General features: G+C 42.2%; 13 protein-coding genes and 2 pseudogenes. 4 read left to right on the top strand and 11 right to left on the bottom strand.

Annotated features, from left to right (window positions below; all coding sequences use genetic code 11):
* Positions 1-566 precede the first annotated feature (566 nt).
* The 6 genes from lspA to FQV37_RS11215 all read right to left on the bottom strand — a co-directional run bounded on the left by lspA (position 567) and on the right by FQV37_RS11215 (position 8,293).
* Entirely contained in the window at positions 567-1,274 is a 708-nt protein-coding gene (lspA, locus tag FQV37_RS11240; RefSeq protein WP_133104927.1) for a signal peptidase II, read from the bottom strand.
* A gap of 141 nt (positions 1,275-1,415) precedes the next feature.
* Positions 1,416-2,696: a c-type cytochrome biogenesis protein CcmI gene (gene ccmI / locus FQV37_RS11235; protein WP_160023047.1), complete on the bottom strand. Its 1,281-nt coding sequence runs from the start codon at positions 2,694-2,696 to the stop codon at positions 1,416-1,418.
* Positions 2,693-3,175, bottom strand: coding sequence for a cytochrome c-type biogenesis protein (locus FQV37_RS11230; protein WP_413191406.1), 483 nt, complete (start codon positions 3,173-3,175; stop codon positions 2,693-2,695). Before FQV37_RS11230 ends, ccmI begins: the two co-directional genes overlap by 4 nt.
* A gap of 83 nt (positions 3,176-3,258) precedes the next feature.
* Positions 3,259-3,921 (bottom strand): DsbE family thiol:disulfide interchange protein, encoded by a 663-nt coding sequence (locus FQV37_RS11225; protein WP_082785775.1) that lies wholly within the window; start codon positions 3,919-3,921, stop codon positions 3,259-3,261.
* Positions 3,922-5,970: a heme lyase CcmF/NrfE family subunit gene (locus FQV37_RS11220; protein ID WP_160023045.1), complete on the bottom strand. Its 2,049-nt coding sequence runs from the start codon at positions 5,968-5,970 to the stop codon at positions 3,922-3,924.
* A gap of 121 nt (positions 5,971-6,091) precedes the next feature.
* Positions 6,092-8,293, bottom strand: coding sequence for a heavy metal translocating P-type ATPase (locus tag FQV37_RS11215; protein ID WP_160023043.1), 2,202 nt, complete (start codon positions 8,291-8,293; stop codon positions 6,092-6,094).
* Between the two features lie 142 nt (positions 8,294-8,435).
* Here FQV37_RS11215 and cadR point away from each other — a divergent pair, with 142 nt between their 5' ends.
* Positions 8,436-8,846, top strand: a complete 411-nt coding sequence (gene cadR, locus FQV37_RS11210) for a Cd(II)/Pb(II)-responsive transcriptional regulator (protein WP_025643920.1) — start codon at positions 8,436-8,438, stop codon at positions 8,844-8,846.
* 147 nt (positions 8,847-8,993) lie between these two features.
* On the opposite strand, the gene FQV37_RS11205 is transcribed toward cadR, so the two are convergent.
* Positions 8,994-9,716 (bottom strand): CHAP domain-containing protein, encoded by a 723-nt coding sequence (locus FQV37_RS11205; protein WP_160023041.1) that lies wholly within the window; start codon positions 9,714-9,716, stop codon positions 8,994-8,996.
* A 797-nt stretch (positions 9,717-10,513) separates the two neighbouring features.
* The gene (locus FQV37_RS11200; RefSeq protein ID WP_160023039.1) at positions 10,514-11,158 is read right to left on the bottom strand and encodes a DUF411 domain-containing protein; all 645 of its coding nucleotides are present in this window, start codon (positions 11,156-11,158) and stop codon (positions 10,514-10,516) included.
* A 246-nt stretch (positions 11,159-11,404) separates the two neighbouring features.
* Between FQV37_RS11200 and lnt the strand changes: the two genes are divergently transcribed.
* Positions 11,405-12,973 carry an apolipoprotein N-acyltransferase gene (gene lnt / locus FQV37_RS11195; protein ID WP_077449698.1) on the top strand — a complete coding sequence of 523 codons (1,569 nt, stop codon included), beginning with the start codon at positions 11,405-11,407 and terminating at the stop codon, positions 12,971-12,973.
* Positions 12,974-13,113: 140 nt separating this feature from the next.
* On the opposite strand, the pseudogene FQV37_RS11190 reads toward lnt, so the two are convergent.
* A pseudogene (locus FQV37_RS11190) lies at positions 13,114-14,338 on the bottom strand (IS3 family transposase).
* A gap of 168 nt (positions 14,339-14,506) precedes the next feature.
* Between FQV37_RS11190 and FQV37_RS11185 the strand changes: the two are divergent.
* Complete coding sequence (locus tag FQV37_RS11185; protein ID WP_160023037.1) at positions 14,507-16,678, top strand: cytochrome c biogenesis protein CcdA; 2,172 nt, start codon at positions 14,507-14,509, stop codon at positions 16,676-16,678.
* Between the two features lie 312 nt (positions 16,679-16,990).
* On the opposite strand, the pseudogene FQV37_RS11180 reads toward FQV37_RS11185, so the two are convergent.
* Positions 16,991-17,739, bottom strand: a pseudogene (locus tag FQV37_RS11180) (IS5 family transposase).
* 106 nt (positions 17,740-17,845) lie between these two features.
* Positions 17,846-18,790 carry an Arc family DNA-binding protein gene (locus FQV37_RS11175; RefSeq protein WP_160023035.1) on the bottom strand — a complete coding sequence of 315 codons (945 nt, stop codon included), beginning with the start codon at positions 18,788-18,790 and terminating at the stop codon, positions 17,846-17,848.
* Between the two features lie 267 nt (positions 18,791-19,057).
* Here FQV37_RS11175 and FQV37_RS11170 point away from each other — a divergent pair, with 267 nt between their 5' ends.
* A complete protein-coding gene (locus FQV37_RS11170; protein ID WP_160023033.1) occupies positions 19,058-20,071 on the top strand; it encodes a hypothetical protein in 1,014 nt (337 codons plus the stop codon).
* Positions 20,072-20,107 lie beyond the last annotated feature (36 nt).

Genomic DNA, 20,107 nt, shown 5'->3' with positions numbered 1-20,107 from the left:
TCAAATGCCCAGCCTGTCTAAGTGACAATATAAAGAAAAATGGTTTCAAAAGCTATACCCCAAGGGCACTATCAAAACAGGTCTCTTAATCAATTAATAGTCTATAGTCAGCTGAATGTAAAAATGTTATGGATTTAAACGCGCTACTGGTATAAATTTTACTTGCGTGCTGCGTTCCCAGAGGCTGCGCAAAATTCATCCCAGTAGTGCTATGACATTTTTAGAGTGTATCGACTATATAAGGGTAAGACTTTTTAACGCTGTCTCTTGTTTTTTTCTAAGGCTGTGAATTTTTTCAATAGTTGGCTGAGTCTGTGACACTGTATTTTCCTTTTGTTATTATCAATAAAGAATTTATGGATTATTCAATGTCTCTATAATAATGGCTCTACGCAGAGCTTTTAAGTATTGAGTTTTAAGACCTAAAATGAGTGAGTACCTATACCAGTCATACATTACCTTCCAGTTCACATTTTATAAACATACTCAAGTATAAAAAGTATTTTTCCGTATAGAGTGAATACGACGCTAGTTCATTTTGTTTGTGATAATCGGCATCAATGTGCTTATTTATTACGCTTACTTTCTAAAAATATCATGTCAATTATAATCAATGCGACACCGACACAGACACCTATATCTGCAACATTGAAAAGAGGATAATTCCAGACATCAGCATAATGCACATGGATAAAGTCAACCACTTTACCAATTCTTAAACGATCGATTAAGTTGCCAATCGCACCACCAAGCATTAAGGCCAACCCCATAGATAATAGCTTGGCTGCACGTGGCGCTTTGATTAAATAAACCGTTAAAAAGATAGCCATTACAAAAGCTACGCCTGAGAAAAACCATTTCTGCCAACCGCCAGCGTTGGCTAAAAAGCTAAATGCTGCCCCATAGTTATAAGCGAGTGTCCAGTTGAGAAATGGTTCAATGACCGGTACGGGGTCATTGAACGCTAATGTGGTTTGGGCCAACCACTTAGTCCATTGATCAAGTATTAATACCATTATCGCCAACAAATACCAGATAAAAGCGCGACTGCCATTGGCAACCATTTTTGGCATTTTGTCCAACTTATCTTTAGGTGTTATTGAGTTGCCTGAAGTCACGTACATAGCTTTAGGCGTATGATTTATGGTTTTAGAGTCAATCGATTGATGAGTACTACTCACAGCTATAGGTACCTTCTTGTCAGCAATATTAGTACTAGCCGATTCAACGCTATTCAATTTAGTACTATCTAATCTGTCGGTAGATTCAGTCATAGTTGTTTCCTTTATCTATGTTTATACAATGAACAATGTTAAACGTATATGTTTTTGGTATACGATTATTAATCGCGCCACTTTCATAAACGGCGCCACTTACCGCTCTGGTATTATGAAACTTACGGTAATAATTTTTTATTAGGGAATCTGTTGATTGATTTCAACATTAACCTGAGTCTGTTCAGCGCTAATCACTATAGGATTACCCGATAAGTCGCCTGACTCTGCTATGGCATTACCGCTATGACTAATACGAGCAACGACTGCTAACTGAGTTTTGTCACTACGAGCTGAATTTAACGTGCGATCTGGCATCATCGCATCAAGATTGCTTAAGCGGATACTGGCCTCACCTTGCTTGATAATACTAATGGGTAAACGTTTGGCGGCAAACGGTGGACCTCCTTTAACGTCACGTATCGCAACAAACAACACATCATCAGCTTTCACTAACGGTAATAAATTAGCGTTAATTTTCACTGTCACGTCAATACCTTCTAGCGCTTGCTTTTCTTGCGTGCTAACGTAGTTGCTTAACTCATCTAAGCTTGCTAAAGCTTTAGTATGATCACCTGGTTTGGCCACAATGCTGCCTTGTAAGCGTTTAATCCAACCTTGCGCTTGGGCAAAGTTACTACTACGAGTCTCACCCATTGCCATGAGCATTTGAGCCCGTTCATGTTGCGGATTTTTAGCTAATATAGCTTGTAATACACGGCGAATATTAGCGTCTAACTGACCTTCATTAACAAAAAAACTAGTCTGAGCATAAGTAGTAGCAATCTCCTCGTTATCAGGTGCTAAACGATAGGCACGCGATAAGGCTTCTAACGCAGAGTCAGTCGCCTCCATAGATAAGAAAAGCTCGGATAGGCGCATCCAGCGATTAGGATCATCAGCATTACGATGAACATTGGTTTGCATGGCGCTAATCAGTTGACGACCATCTTCAAACGCCCATGATGGCGGCTTGTCAATTTTAGCTGTCAATAGGTCGTCAGCCACTTGTCCTACTTTGTCCTCGCTTGTCCACAAATCAAACACGGGCGTACGATTGCCTATTAGTAAATACGCCATTGCAGCCAATATTGGGATCCAAGCTGCGACAATTAAACGGCTTTTGACATCAGGGGTGACCATAGGTGTTATCTGACGCTGCGCATCTAATAGCTGACGCTCAAGCTCCAGCTTTTGATTTTGATAATGGCTATTATTAATAGTACCGCTGTCTTTATCTGTTTGTAGCTCAGCTAAACGTTCGCGAAATACTGCAACATTAATATCTAGCAGTTGATTGTCTATTGGTTTGGACTGCAAACGCGGTGCTCGTAGCCATGGCATAATAGCAATCAGCGCAAATATAAGAGCAATCAGCAAGCTTAGAGTTACAAATAAGCCAAAAGTAGAAAATAGGGTCATTTTTTGTCCTCTAGGCTAGTAATATCGTGGTCGACATTCTCAGCTTGCGATAATAGACGATCAAGCTCAGCCTTTTCCGCAGAGGTCAAGGCAGCAGTACTGTTCACTGTAACGCCGTTTTGGCCACGGGCGACAACTTGGCGACGCTTACTTTGCCAAAACCAGCCGATGATTAAGACGAGCAATAATAGTGGTGGAAAAAACCATAGGATCCATGTCGATGGTCGCATAGGCGGCTTGTAGCTAATAAAGTCACCGTAGCGCTCTTGCATATAGGCGCGTATTTCAGCATCACTACGTCTATCTTTAATTAAATCATAGACTTTTTGCTTTAGATCCTGTGCAATCGGTGCATCAGAGGCTGCAAGGTTTTGATTTTGGCATTTTGGGCAGCGAAACTCTTCTATTAATCCACGATACTGAGCTTCTTGCTGTGGTGAGTCAAAATCGTATACGTCAATAGCTGCGTTTGCCGTCATGTTAAGCAGACACGCTAGTATTAAGCTTGCTAGTTTTAAAACTATATTGGGTTTTAGTTGAGGAGCTCTTATTCGAGTAACGTTCATTTGCACATCTCCTCAACCTGAATGAGATCAGGACTATCGTTGTTCTTATTAGCCTCATTAAGTACGGTCAGGCACGGCTTAACACGCTGTTGCCAATTGGCTTCATTAATCTCACCAACAATATGCTGACGAATGATGCCATCTCCATCCACAACAAAGGTTTCGGGCGCACCAGTTATGCCTAAGTCTAGAGCAAACTGACCCAATGAATCCTGAATAGACATAGAAAATGGATCACCGCCTCGGTTTAAGTAACTGAGCGCATTACCAATCTCATCCTTATAATTCACACCAACGATATCAACGCCGCGCTCTTCTAGTTGCATTAAAAACGGATGCTCAATAACGCAAGTTGGGCACCATGAGCCCCAAACATTAAGTAAAAACGGCTTATCTGGCAAATTATCATTGGTGATAGTACGGGTAGTATCTGCTAATAACGGCAGCTCAAAGGCAGGAACCGGACGCTCAAGAGCGGTATTGGTCACAATATTTGTTGGTTTACCTAAGCGCATATACAATATCACTACTAATCCAAAAAAGAGGATAAGCGGAATTAAGAACCATAGCTTCGTCTGCTTTTTTTTCATTGTCTTTGGGTTACGCTGCTTACTGTTTTGGCTATCTTTTTGCTCAGGAGTATTATTCGACATAGTCATTTATTTCTCCTTTAGTGTCGACATCGTCGATGCTGAGATTGCCTGCTCAATAGCTACCTCATTGACTCCATCAGTAGCCAGATCACCAGTAACTAGCAATGGAGCTTTAACTTTTTTGATGCGGTATCGTTTATCAAGCATGCTAATTAATCCACCTAGAGCCATGATAATTGCCCCTAACCAAATCCAGCGAATTAATGGTTTTACATAAATCCTTAATGCCCATTGGTTACTACCATCGGCAATAGGTTCGCCCAGCGCGACATAAACATCGCGCATAAGATTGGGGTCAATAGCGGCCTCAGTTGTTGGCATAGTGCTGATAATATACGTACGTTTTTCAGGATATAGCGTTGCCACTTCTTGGCCATTCTTAGTCACTACAACCTCAGCTTGCGTTGCATCAAAGTTACTCCCCTTTATTTCAAAAAATTCAGTTACTTCAAAATCGTAACCTTGAACATTGACTGTATCGCCAATACCCATTGCTACGTCACGCTCAATACTCAAGCTACTAGTAAAGGCTATGCCAATGACAGCAACCAATACGCCAATATGAGCAGTCTGTTGACCCCAATAGCTCAGACGCAACTGCCGCAAACCGTTAAAAAAATTAGGCGCATTCTTAGTTTTATCTTTAAAATCAACTGCCATCCATAGCAGTACCCAAAAGCTAACGGCTAAAGTCACACCAATATTAAGCATAGACGATGGATTAACAAAGTAAGTAATAATGGCGGCTAATACTAAGCTACTAACGGCGATGACCATGCCTATACCCAGTAGTGGACGGGTGTCTTTTTTCCAGCGAATATTTGAGCCCATACCCATAGCTATTAATAACAGCCACGTTAAAGGTACAAATAATGCATTAAAATAAGGAGGGCCAACGGACACTTGTCCTAAACCAAAGGCATCAGCGATAATAGGATAGAGGGTGCCGAGCAGCACCACTAAGGTTGCAATCAAAATGATGGCGTTGTTGATCACTAAAAAGGACTCACGTGAAATCAGCTGATATTGACTTTCAACGGTTAAACGCCAACCGCGAACGGCAAACATTAATAGACCACTACCGATGATAATGCCAAGAATAGCTAAGATGACCAAACCACGCGTCGGATCAGCGGCAAACGAATGCACTGAGGTAAGGACTCCAGAGCGTACCAGGAACGTGCCAAGCAAGCTTAAGGCAAAGGCGAAAATAGCCAGCATGATGGTCCATGCTTTAAACACCCCGCGCTTTTCAGTGACTGCTAATGAATGCAGCAATGCTAAGCCGACAAGCCAAGGCATAAACGAGGCGTTCTCTACCGGATCCCAAAACCACCAACCGCCCCAGCCAAGCTCGTAGTAGGCCCACCACGAGCCCAGTGCAATACCAATGGTCAAAAATCCCCAAGCCGCGAGCGCCCATGGACGTGACCAGCGTGTCCAAGCAGCATCTAAACGCCCTTCCCACAATGCCGCCATACAAAATGCAAAAGGCACTACCATACCCACATAGCCCATATATAACATGGGCGGATGAATAATCAGACCGAAATCTTGTAGGACAGGATTTAAATCAGCGCCATCGACCGCTAGATTGGGTAAGGTACGTTCAAATGGTGACGAGGTAAATATCAGCATTGTTAGCATCATTAACTGTACACCGGCCAAAATAACTAATACCCGCGCACGCATTGATAACGGCAAGCCGCGACTAAAGTATGATACCAGTGCACACCATGTGGCCATGATGGTCATCCATAGCAGCAAAGAGCCCTCGTGTCCGCCCCATGTCGCCGATAATTTATAGTACCAAGGCAACAGCGTATTGGAATGCTGCGCGACGTAACTGAGGCTAAAATCATTATAATAAAAACCTGCTATCAAAGCGCCAAATGACGTTATCATGGCGGCAAACTGTGCCCAAGCTAAGCTAGGGGCTAGTCGTTGCCAAGCAACTTGGTTACGAATAACACCAATAGTTGGCAGAATTACCTGCAATAACGCCAATACAAAAGCGGTAAGCAAGGCAAAATAGCCCAATTCTGTAATCAACATACGGTCTAACCTTATTTACTCTAATGCGGTTGCAGTTTACTGTGGCGGTGGAATTTTTATTATTAGAACCCACCCCCGAAATCTGCTGTTATCTCTAGTTTTTAATTGATTTCGAAGGGTTTTATTTAACTACTTTAGGCGCAGTTACCAATGGAGGCGCGCCTTTAAAGCGCAGTAAACGTAACGCATTGAGAGTAACGAGCACTGTTGCTCCAGCATCAGCTAGAACCGCAATCCATAGTCCAGTAATGCCGAATACGGTCGTGATCAAAAAGACGCCTTTGAGACCCAAGGCGAAAATGACGTTCTGATGAATATTGGTCATAGTGGCGCGCGACAGTGCGATGAGATGAGCCATGTCCGTAACACGACTTTTCAATAATGCAATGTCGGCCGTCTCAATGGCCACATCAGTACCGCCACCCATTGCGATGCCAACATCAGCGGTTGCTAGCGCTGGCGCATCGTTAATACCATCACCCACCATCGCTATTTTGCGGTTATTCTTCATCTCGTTAAGCAAGCGCAGTTTGTCCTCAGGCAACAGCTCAGCTTCCCATTCCACATCTAAATTACTGGCAAGTGCTTGAGCGGTTAAGCGGTTGTCGCCTGTTAGCATGACGGAGCGCACACCCATCGCTTTGAGCTGAGCCACACCTTCATGAGCGTCGTCTCGTAATTCGTCTCTTAGCGCGATTAATCCAAGCACTTCACGGTTTTGCTCATCGAAAAGAACAGAGACGGTCTTACCCTCATTTTGCAGCGCCTCAATTTGCGCCTGTTGTGTGGATGAAATCAATGCCTCATCGGCTGCGTAAACAGGCGAACCGATAGCTAGCGCGCGCTCCGCGACAGTTGCGTGTACCGCTTTACCCGCAGTAGCAGAAGCTTTGGAAGCCACAGGTATAACAACTTTAGCGGCTTCAGCATGGCTGACAATGGCTTCAGCAAGTGGGTGACTAGAACCAGTCTCCACACTGGCAAAAAGTGCCAATATCTCATCTTGACCTTGAGAATTCTGACCTTGAATACTTGAGTCCTCTTGTGTAAAGGCAACAACATCGGTCACGCGTGGTTTGCCTTCAGTTAAAGTGCCTGTCTTGTCAAAAGCGACCGTCTTCACTTGGCCGATAGTTTCTAAAGCACTACCGCCTTTGATCAGCAAGCCACGGCGCGCACCAACAGCAAGACCAGAGGCGATAGCAGCTGGTGTTGAGAGCACAAGAGCACAAGGACAAGCGATCAATAATAAGGCTAGACCTCGATATAACCAAGTTGACCAATCTCCGCCCATGGTTAACGGTGGGACGATGATAATTAGGGCGGCAATAGCCATCACAGCCGGTGTATAGTAACGACTGAATTTCTCAATAAAACGGGCAGTGGGTGCTTTGGAAGCTTGCGCTTGCTCTACCAAATCAATAATGCGCGAAATAGTGTTATCGGCGGCTGTCTTTTCTACGCGCACTTGGAGCACACCATCGATGTTAATTGACCCTGCAAATACATTGTCACCCATCGTCTTGGCAACAGGAACAGACTCTCCCGTCACGGGCGAATCATCAAGGCTGGACGCACCTTGAACAATGGAACCATCAGCAGATACCCTATCTCCAGGACGCACCAGCACAAGGTCATTCACTTGTAATGAAGTCGCTGGAACGTTACGCTGCCCACCTTGAGCATCAAGTAAAATTGCACTTTTCGGAACCAGCGATGATAAGGCTCTGATGCCAGCGCGAGCGCGATCAGCAGCGATACTCTCAAACAGTTCACCGATTGAGAACAAAAAGACAACCGCTGCGGCCTCTTCAGCTTCACCAATGATAAGTGCGCCAAGCACGGCGACGGACATCAGCGTTTCAATTGAAAAGAATGAACCTGTTTTAGCCAGTGCTAAGGCTTTGCGTGCAAATGGAAAAACGCCTACAATCACAGCGATGGCAAACACCCATATCCCATAAGCGGGGAACAGTAGTGACAGTGCATAAGCGCTGCCCATCAAAATACCGAGACCAACAACCTGTTTGCCTTTTTGAGTTTGCCACCACCGCTTATCCTGCGGAGCCATCTGATTGTCGCTGTCAATATCAATAGCCGATACAGTTTGTTGACCAGTATTGGCAGATATACCGAACCCTAGGCTTTTGATGGTTTTTTCAATATCACTAGCCTGAGTCGGCGCATCAGGGGCCAAGCTTAGCTCTAGCGTTTCTGTAGCAAAATTTAGCTCAACATCAGAAACCCCAGGCATACGTTTCAAAGCTGTTTCAATCTTGCCGATGCAACTGGCACAGTCCATACCTTCAATATGATATTTCATAATAATTTACCCTTTAAATAATGATATTATGAACCCTCTAGTGGCTTTAGAGTCAAGGTTATTTATCTACAGTTTCGTAATTTTAATTTCTCTAGCGCTAGTCTTTACAGCCACTTTAATTATTTAAATCATAGAGGTTGTTATGACAATCAAAATTGGTGAGCTCGCTAAACGCACAGGTGCCACAGTAGAAACCATTCGCTATTACGAAAAGGAGCACTTATTACCCGAGCCTTTTCGTAGCGAAGGGAATTATCGTTTATATAATGAAGAGCACATTGAGCGTCTACAATTTATCCTACATTGCCGTACGCTCGATATGGCTTTAGATGATGTGCGAATCTTACTTGAATACTGGGAGTCGCCTGACAAGGACTGCGGCGATGTGAATAACTTGCTAGATGAGCACATTCATGCTGTGGAAATACGAATGGAAGAACTGATGCACTTAAAGCATCACTTGACCGTTTTGCGCCAGAAATGTGCAAGTAGTGCACCAGCGTCATCATGTGGCATTTTAAACGCGCTTGTCGATAACTCCTGTCATGAGTAATGATATCAGTAGTGTTCATTTCTGACGGATCAAATCATGAAAGGTTAAATACGCCCTGATGTTAAGCACAAAAAAACCCAGCAATGATATTAAGATCACTACTGGGTTGGAGGAAATAACAACTATGTTGTGCTGACTTAGAAAGTCTTATTTATCATTCATAGCAAGGTGGATATTACGATCTGATGCGGATGCGTCATCCACGTATTTTGAATCGCGCCATGTCGTATAAGCATAGACACCACTGTATGGGCTGATACTGTTCTGACGGAAGTCAGAAATCCAATTTTCGCCATCAAATATTTGAATATGGCCATGTGGACGCTTTGATGAGCGATCATAGACAATAACATCACCTACTTGGGTTGGCATATCATTGCTGATTTTGCTGAAACCTGCTTTCTCAAGCGTGCCACGAGTGGCGTACTGATAGGCTGAAGGATTGGGTGTAAATTCATAACCAGCTGATTGTAGTGCTTTACGTACGTAACGGGCACAATATCCAGAGCTGCCAGATAAAGCCACTTTTGAGGCGCGAGCCGCAGCGATAGCGGGGGCTGAATTGCTGTCAGGAACCTTATTGACTTGCTGCTGTTGTTTTTCAGCGTATAAGCGGCTGTTTAATGATGAAAGCTGATTCTCTTTTTGCTTGGCCTGCGCACTTAGGTTGCTAATTGCTTGACTAATTTCATCATTACTAGAAACATAAGCACCACTGCTAGTGCTATAGATGTTTTTTGATGAACCGTAGTTTGATGCCACAGAAGTATTGGTGATGGTATTATTTGTTTGAGAGATTGTGATAGCAGCACCACTCGTTTGTGCTATGCCCATACCCAGTACTGACAAAATCAATAAAGCCTGTTTCATAAATCTAATACCTACGGTTAATTCAAAATGGTCTGTTATCAACAACAGCGCAGTCAATTAAATTTCAACAACTCAAGTATATATACGTCATAGTGACTGATACTTCTGCTGCATATTATTCATATAAAAAATGATTATTGGCGATCACAGCATCATTGAAGTCTTACGAAGCTGTTGCAAATCAAGCTGCTGGCCAAAACACAAAGCCGACTTTAGCATAGGCTGTTTAGCCTGTCATCACCCTTAAAAACCCCAAAAATACTTTTTTGATGTTGAAAAAATTGCTAATATTCCACATTTTACAATGTAAGTTTGTGTAACATATACAGAATATAGCTGACTAAATTGACAACAATTTCTACTGTTTTATAAGCAAAAAAACGTCTGAGGGTTAAATCTAAATTACAGATTTAACCCTCAGACGTTTTTTTATTGGATGAAGTAATTACCCTATATAGGGTCTAACTAATTATTAAGATAATATAATAATTTATAATATTAATATAGATGTTAATTCCCTACTGGCTTATGTAATATTACGTAATTGTTTCGATACATCCTGTATATTCTTGTATTAACCCTTAATTATTTATCTATTTTAAGGGTTAATAACCGATAAATTCGCTTACATTGTCATCAAAAGTTACAAATTCAAAGTTATTTTTAATTTTAAAGTCGCAATAGCTAATGAATTTTTTGATGAAGAATCATTTTATAAGCAATAGAACAGTCTTATACCTACCTCATTTACTTTTAACGCTAACACTATAATCAAAGTATTCTTAACTGCTAACACACTATAATTGCTGCTCTACCGATTCAATATCAGCATAAACTTGGGTTGTCCCGTCTTTATTGAGCTGCATAACCTGATAGGGCATGAATTTATTTTGATACTCCATACCTGGGCTACCAATAGGCATGCCAGGTACGGCAAGACCCATAGCTTGTACTGGCGGATTTTCTAAAAACTGCGCCATATATTTAGCGGGTACATGACCTTCAAAGACGTAACCATCCGTAGTGACTACAGTATGGCAAGAACGCATTTCATTTGGAACGCTGTAGCGCTCTTTAAATACGGCTAAGTCCGCAACATCTTGCGCGGTTGCACTTAGACCATTATCTTCTGCATGACTTATCCATTCTTTACAGCAGCCGCAATTGGCATCTTTATAGACAGTGGCTGATACGTTTTTTAGTAGGTCTGGTTTACTTACTGATGTCATCATAGGAGTATTTATAACGTTTGGTTCAGCTGTCTTCGGAACAGTCACTACATCTTCAGTTGATGCCGATGTTGTGCTTGCATCAGATACGCCACTACTCGGTTGGCTACAAGCAAATAGTGATGAGGCGGCAAGTAATACTAACGTACTACGCAACCCCTTAGACAGATAACGATTGAATATAAGACTGGATTTTATTTTTAAGGGGGTCATAGTGCTCTCTCATGTACTGTAGATATTGTGAGCTATAGAAGATCAAGTAACACTTCATATCGTTTGGTAATGTAGCATAATAACCCATCAAACGGAGTACGTAAATTTATCCATTGAGCAGTGCAGGCTGGTATCTGGTATCATAAGCAGTTTTTATTTTAAAATACTGCCTGTAGTATTAACGGCTCTATCTAAGTTTTGGATTTTGACTAAAAATTCAAAACTCATAATTTTGGATAATTTGCGATGCGCCTGTCTACTATTAATCTACAAAAGCGTTTGAGTACTCACTTAAATCAATTACCGCTATCGCTTACGCTAGTAGCAGCATGGCTTGCAGGAGCTATTTTTTTATTTTCGCTAGCGCCTTATGGGTTTTGGCCGCTAGCAATAGTATCACCAGCGATTTTATATGCGCTGTTGGTGACAAGTATGAGTGGTCGTCGCGCTTTTATTATCGGTGAAGCTTACGGTATGGGGCTATGGTGCGTCGGCGGCTTTTGGCTCTATACTGCTATCCATGATTATAGCGATACACCAACGTGGCTCGCATTGATTATGATTGCATTGATGGGTCTCGGTATGGGACTGTTTCATGGATTGTTAGCACTAGTCTTTAACCGTATGGTAGGCAAACAACCCTTTTCATTTGCTGCTCTTTGGGTGCTACAAGAATGGTTAAAAACTTGGTTATTCACAGGCTTTCCGTGGCTGTTTGTTGGTTATGCATTTACTGAAGAGTATTGGTTATCGTCCTTAGCACCCGTTGCTGGTGTTTTTTCCGTCTCTTTTGTTGCCATACTATTGGCTGCAAGTTTAGTAGAGCTACTGCTTCGGCGCAGTAGTTATGCCATCGTTTCTGTACTGTTATTAGCCATTAGCACATCATTATGGCTGGTCAATCCGCAATGGACAAAACCTAAGGGCACACCTGATCTGTCAGTGTCATTGATTCAAGGTAATATTTCACAAGATATAAAGTGGCTGACTAAGTATCAAGTAGAAACGCTAAAGATTTATGCGAAGTTAACACGCACTGAGTGGGGACGTGATGTTGTGGTGTGGCCTGAATCATCTATTCCTATGTTTCAGGATGAGGCTGCGGGCTTTATTAGTGAAATGATAGAAATGGCTAATGCGACCAATACGACATGGATAACTGGTATCCCTTATAAGGATAAAGCGGCATTCAATGCCAGTACGGATAAGTATCCCCCATTTTACAATAGCGTGATTGCTCGAGGTGTAGAAGCGGAAGGCCTATACAAGAAGCAGCGTCTAGTGCCTTTTGGAGAGTATATTCCATTTGAAGGCGTGCTCGATATTTTCCCAAGTTTGGCCGGTAGTCAGGATATTAAGAACTATAGTCGTGGTAGTGATCAGCAGTCACCTCTAAAGGTGCGTGGACACAATATAGGGACGGCTATCTGTTATGAGGTAGCTTATCCAGATACCACGCGTAAAAATGCCATCGATACTGAATTTTTGTTGACCGTCTCTAACGATGCCTGGTTTGGCACTTCAGCAGGACCATTGCAACATTTGCAAATGGTACAAATGCGCGCGCTTGAGAACGGGCGCTGGTTTATTCGAGCGACCAATACTGGTGTTACCGCTATCATTAACCATAAAGGTCGTATTGTAAAACGCGCACCGCAGTTTGAGCGTACTGTACTACGTGGTGAGATACAGGCACGGGTTGGTAACACGCCCTTTATGCTTATGGGAAATTATCCTATCTTGATAATAATAACCTTGTTATTACTACTAAGCTATTTTGGCAAAGGTCTAACCACACTTAGAAGACGAGGGTAATAGTAAACTTAATCATAATAATTTAATCAGTGTAAGTTTTTTATTTTTTCTAGGTAACGTCCTAACGCACGTAAATATAAAAGTTTTAAACTATTGACCCCTGCCGTCAAATCCGTATACATAAACTTGGGAGATTTTAATTACGCAGCTTGACGATAGTAGTCAAACCACACCTGTCTTGGCGATTTATAGGCCAAACCCTTTTGAATCCTCGTTTGGTTGTAGTACAGCTCAATATACCCGATGATATCATTGATGGCTGCAAACCTCGTTTTATAATCTTGATGATATACTAGTTCATTCTTCAAGACGCCCCAGAAGCTTTCTATAGGTGCGTTGTCATAGCAATTACCTTTGCCGCTCATTGAGCCTGTAAATTTATGCTGCTTGATGATCTTGTGGTAGGCATGGCTACAATACTGGCTGCCTCTGTCTGAATGAACGATTAGCCCTTTGCTTGGACGTTTATTCTTGATGGCCATATTTAGTGCTTTGCAAACTAAATCTGCGGTCATACGCTTATTGATAGCGTAGCCGACCAGCTCTTTGGTGTATAAATCTTTCACTCCAGCTAAATATAACCAGCCCTCAGCAGTCCAGATATAGGTAATGTCGCTGACCCATGCTTCGTTAGGACGCTTAGCGTCAAACCTCTGATCTAAAACATTGTCATAGACCAGCTTGTTGTGGTTTGAGTCAGTAGTGACTTTAAAGCGCTTATGACGACGGCATTTGATGCCGTGTTCCTCTTTGATGCTTCTTACCATATACAGGCTAATGTTGTGGCCTTGTTTGCTTAGATGAGCATGCAATCGATCTACGCCATAACGTTCTTTCATTTCACTGTGAGCGGCTTTAACCAGTAATTCAGACTGGTTGCGGTGTATCTGTTGGTCGCTGATGTCACGACTTAGCCAGTCGTAATAGCTTGAGGGCTTAACCCTTAACACACGGCACATAGTGGTGATGCGAAAGAGGAACTGGTTGTCTTTGATAAAAGCGTACTTTACTAACTGTTTTTCGCGAAGTACGCCGTCGCCAACTCGAGCATAGCTCTCCCCTTGCGTCGGGGCGAAGCAGTGCTTCGCTTTATCCCTCCTCATTTAGAATCTCGCGCTCCTCTTCAGCCACTTTGAGCTGACGCTTGAGCTGCTTTATTTCTTGAAGAGCACTCATAAGGTCAGGATCATATTGCTCTGTGCCAACAAGCTTGCCTTGATTGGCTTTGTTATGCCAGTTTGATAGCGTTTGCATGGCAATACCTAACTGCTTTGCAGTAGCTGAGATATTGCCATTATTATCTGCTATCTTCTTGACGGCCTCGGCTTTAAATTCGTCACTGTAGGTTCTTACTTTCTTGGTCATGATAAACTCCTGTTAATACGCTTAGTTTACCAAGTTTATCTCTACGGTTTCTTCAGCATAGCTCATGAGTTACAATGTGGCTTATCCCGAACTGGGGTTGTAAATAGACAAGTCCATACAGACAGTGAATTGGTCAATTCGAATATTGGAAATAATAGGTAGCCCTTCATGTCCCTTAAGAGCGCAGAAAAGTCTCCGTCATTAACGCAAAATAAATCGTCGAAAAAATCTTATCTGTTGGCGTTCGCTTTCAGCGCGGGTTCATTATTGACAGGGCTAGCAGCGACTGGGCTGACGGCCGTGCCAGTGGCATCGCAAGCGGCAGGATTGGGCGATTTGTTTAGCAGTGATAAAAGCGCGACCCAACCGAAATTTTTGCCCGTTAACGAAGCGTTTCAAGTCAGCAGTAGCAGCAAACCGACCAATAATGGCACGCGCTTAGCCATTAACTTTGACATTACGCCTGAGCACTATGTTTATAAAGACCAAATTAAGCTAACGCTGCCTGCTGGCGTGAGTGCCGCACCTTTTAGCTTTAGCCAAAAGCCTATCTCCATAGATGATCCGACCTTTGGTCAAGTATTGGTCTTTGACCAAGCCAATATGGTTGCTACTACCATTTTGAGCAATAGTAATGGCAAGGCGATAAATAATGCCGCTGTAACGATAGGTTGGCAAGGCTGTGCCAAAGCAGGACTTTGTTATCCACCGGAGAAAATAAAAACCACGGTCAATATTGCTGCTGCGTCACAATCGGCAGCCAATAGTTCAAGTAGCACTGCTACAGATTCTGCGAGCAATAACAGCAATGTAGAAACTGCGCAAGCCTCTACAGATGGGACAGATATCGATAGTATTGCTACAGAGCAAACTATGCCAGATGACGAGGTGATTGATTATGCATTGTTAGATGACGAAGCATTAGATGCAGAGCTTGGTGCGACCAATACCATCTCTGGTGCCGATGAAGAAGTGGTAGGCGATAATGTCACAAGTGAAGCAGCGAACAATGACGCTGTCATAAATAATGCTGCTGCAACAAACAATACCGTTGTCGTTGATAACGCCATTAATAGTGACCCTTTTGGCTTAGCTTCGCATCCGTGGTTGGCATTGGTGTTATTGTTCTTGGCAGGGTTGGTCTTGGCATTGACGCCATGCGTGTTACCGATGCTACCGATTGTTGCCAATATCGTCGCGCGTGAAGACAATCCAACGGTAAAACGCGGTGTTATTTTGACCACCAGCTACGCTATTGGTGTTGCCATCGCTTATGGTATTTTAGGCGCGGTCATTGCGGTATTTGGCGAATCGTTAGGCATTATCGGTTGGCTACAAAATCCGATTATTTTAATTGGGTTTGCCATCGTTTTTGTCTTATTAGCCCTTTATATGTTGGGCGTATTTAGCATTCGTCTGCCGAGATTTATCAGTAGTAAAATGCAGGGTCTAAGCCAAGCGGGGGATAGCAAGCTTGGTAGTACGGGCGGCAGTTTAATTGCGGGATTCTTATCGGCGCTCGTGGTATCGCCATGCGTTTCGGCACCCTTATTTGGGGCGCTGCTTGCTGTATCAACGATTGGAAGTCCATTACTTGGCTTTGCGGCTTTATTTATGCTCGGTTTTGGTTTATCGGCGCCGCTTATCTTAATTGGCGCGACCCAAGGTAAAATCATGCCAAAAGCAGGCGAGTGGATGAATTGGGTCAAGCAGGGCTTTGCTTTGTTGCTTTTTGCCGTGGCATTGTTATTAATTGAACGCGTCTTTATCTCGCCTGTGATGCTGATGGTTTGGGCGCTGTGGTTTATGGTCGTGGCGATGTGGGCGTGGAGCTGGCTAGGCAAAGGTCGGATGCTGACCCAAGCGCTAGGCTTAATCGCTGGTATTTGGGCGACGTGTTTAATCGTCGGCGCCGCATTGGGTAATGATGATAGTTTACATCCGCTTGCCTCCCTAACTGCGGTTCCGGTGCTGCAGACAACTGCTGGTCAACCAGCCACCAGTAATGCAACCGATAAGACGGTCACGACGCTGGCTGAGCTAGACACTATTGTCGCCGCCAATCCTAAAGTTCTGGTCTTTATCACCGCCGAATGGTGTATTGCATGCCGGATTATGGATAAAAACTTATTTCATAATCGTCCTGCGCAAATGCAAGATTGGCAATTGGTCAAACTTGATATCACAGAGACTACAGCGGATTCAAAAGCAATCTTAGCGCGTTATAAATTGTTTGGTCCGCCAGCATTGCTGTATTATCAAGACGGTCAATTGGTCAATCAACAAGTGGGTGAAATCGGGCGCGCAGCGTTTGAGCAAACCTTAACCGCGCTAAATTAATCGTTTAAATGTAGATAAATTCCACATCATTTCTACCCATTAAAAAGCCAACTTCCTGTGATAGTAGGACGTTGGCTTTTTCAATCTTACTAAATAGCCTTTTTAATATAGACGCTAAATCCTTGGTTTAACGTTATTTATTACTACTTACTTTGCTACTTACCTTATTATTTACATCAGTATTTGCTCGCAATAACGCTAGTATAGTGCCCTTATTTTCATTACAATAAAGCAACATTGCTAAAGGCGCATTACCACGAGTAATGGCTACCTTGCACGTCCATATTTATTGATTTTCTTTAGGGCGTGTCATCAATTAAGCCAAACGACACAAGAAACTAAGTGAATGGCACTAAGGAAATGACTGGCTAACTTATCATAGCGAGTGGCAATCGCACGATACTGCTTAATCTTGGCAAAGAAGTTCTCTATTAGGTGCCTCGCTTTATAAAGCTCTTTATCGAAGTCTCTTGGCTGCAGCCGATGACACTTAGATGGTATAACTGCATTACCTTGCACTGCTTTAATCGGTTCAATAACGCGGGCATCAGCATCGTAAGCTTTATCGGCAAGCCACGTTTGGCTAATACTGACATCAAGCAATTCATCTGAGCCACACAGGTCATGAGCTGCCCCACCTGTTAGATAAAAGCCAGTAGGATTGCCTAATGCATCTGTTCGAGTATGTATTTTAGTCTTCAGTCCACCTTTGCTGCGTCCAATGGCTTGATCCCTTTTTTTCCAGCACTGTGCTGGTGGGCTTTAACAATCGTGGCATCTAGCATGGCATATTCGTCATCGGATTGTTCAGAGAGTTGATTAAAAACCTGCTTCCATACGCCTTTTTTTGACCAGCGACTAAAACGAGTATGAATCACTCTGAAGTCGCCAAAGCGTTCAGGTAGGTCACGCCAAGGTATGCCGGTCTTGTAACGGTACAGAACCGCTTCTACGAACAAGCGGTTATCCTTTGCAGTAACACCAACGTCACTTGGTTTACCAGGTAGAATGTCTTTAATTCTCTCCCATTGGTCATCACGTAGGGCATGTCGTCTTGTCATAGTCATTGAGCTCAAATTCCTAAATACGATCTAAGTATAGCTTATTCTGAAATATCTATGCTAATTGATGACACGCCCTAGTATGGCATACTTATTTTATCTCAAATTACTTTATAGATATTTTAGATAAAATCTCATGTCCACTAATATAAAGTTCATTAGACATGCACATCTCACTCCATCCCTTCCAGTAACTATTAGCTTTCTTTGAATACATTGACCTATCCCAAATATCTTCAATCCAAGAATTGTGACGATACTTATCAATTACTTTGATCGGATTTTGTTTGGCCCAAATTAATTCGTTAAAGTCTGGTTCTGAAACTATTGCTCCTCTGATCTTTGAGATATGGTACTTACAAAGATACTTTAATGTTAAGGATAGGAGCGCTCTGTCTTCAGAGCCACCTATACCTACTTTGTCACTGACATGCACACGAGAGTCTAGAATCAAACCATGCCAACTATCGTAATGCTTGATAATAACTAGTTCACCGTTTTCAGTATTGTTCCGAGCAAACCAGACCAACTTAACCTCATCTTCATTATTACCTTTTAATAAGCTTCTAGCATTCTCTTCAATATCATAACCAAACTCAAATGTTTCTTTTGCGAAAGGCCTTCCTTCATCATGAGCGAGCCAATTCTTTTGGCATCCAAAGTATGTGGCTAATTTTTCTAATTCGTTAAACGATGGCTCTTTTCGCCCTTCAAACCAATCCTCAGTAACGCCCACACTATTGTATCCCAGGGCCTCAGCAACTCTAGAAATACTTGGGGTATGAAAACTATCAGTTGCCTTAGCTTCACTCAAGAGGAAATTTAGTTTGCCAGATAGTAGATTTAAGCGATCGCTACGTAAATGAGCATCAAAAAAACTCTTTAAATCGTCGATAGCTTCGATATAACTTCCTTCTTGACCTTCAAAAGATTTTTCTAGTCGATACTGTGCCTCGGCATTAATTGAACGTCCACTAACTTTTGAGGCATCGGAGATCAGGGCTTTCAATTCAGTAGGAATTCTTAAATTAAACTGCACATTTTTTGACATTTTAAAGCCCAAATAGAATATTGAATTTAAAACAAATAATATTACCATAAGGAACTTGCGGCAATGATAGCATAATGCTATCATATTATGTAACAAACCCTAAAGAGGTAAATACATGTCAAATCAGAAGGTTCAGATGAACGTCCGGGTACCTAAAGAACTTAAGAATTTTGCCATAAATGATGCAAAGAACCAGTTCCATTCGTTATCTCAATATATAGAAAAGCTTATGTTTAAAGCCAAAGAACTCAGTGAACTAGAAAAGAGATGAAACCTTATCTTAAAGACCTTTTTGACTCTAATGCAAAAGTAATTTATCTAAGACGGTTTAGATTGCAGAATGCAAATTGGTCAAAGACTTCTCAGGCTAATGATTACGATTACACTTTTAGCTCTTTAGCTAACTCAGATTATCACTTCAGAATGCCTGTTATCATTCAATCAGATGGTTTACCTTGGAAAATAGGTAACCTATATCTCATGGGACAACTAGACACTCCTCCTGCGCTTTCAAATATGAAAACGTTATCCGCAAGAGCTATCCACCTAAAATACTATCTACAGTACCTAGAACATAGTAACCAACACTTTTTAGACTTACCTACCCAGTATCAGCAAAGGGTTCCTCGCAAATTCAAAGCTTTTTTACAGGCTGTAATAGAACAGCACGACTTTAGCTCTCAATACATTAATAACATTCTGTCCTCTGTTGCTCATTTCTATAATTATATACAGCATCAATCATTCGTATCTCAGTCTGATATAGAGAATAAGCCCTTTAGAGAAAGGAAGGTTTCTATACCTATTCATAATAATGTAGGAATAATGAGGAATATTAGTGTTATTACAAATGATCTCAAGCTAAGAAGCAGCAGAAAACCCTTACCATCACTAGGTAAGTTGAGAGATGGAGGCAGTCTGCGTCCTTTAAGCTCTGAAGAACAAGAAATTATTTTCAGGGCATTTGATAAAAACTATGCGTCAATAGAGTTAGAGCTAATGATAAGAATAGCTCTCGGAACAGGAGCTAGACAACAAAGCGTATGCACTCTCTCTATTGCTTGTATCAAAACTGCTCTCCACTACTTAGAACAAAATGCTGATTCAAATTATGCCGTGATAAATACTGGATATAAATACAGAACAGATTCAAAGGGTGGGCGACTAAACCGCTTAATGTTTTCACGTAACCTAATTGATCATTTAGCAACATATATAGATTGCGAAAGAGCGGAACATAGAAGACAAAATATAAACGAGCCTTTCCCAAACTCTGTGTAACTGCTTATAATCCACTAACAGGAGAATAAGCAATGA

This window comes from Psychrobacter nivimaris (genome assembly GCF_009812035.1).
GTDB classification, from domain to species: Bacteria; Pseudomonadota; Gammaproteobacteria; order Pseudomonadales; family Moraxellaceae; genus Psychrobacter; species Psychrobacter nivimaris.
This window is presented reverse-complemented; position numbering and strand designations above follow the sequence as displayed.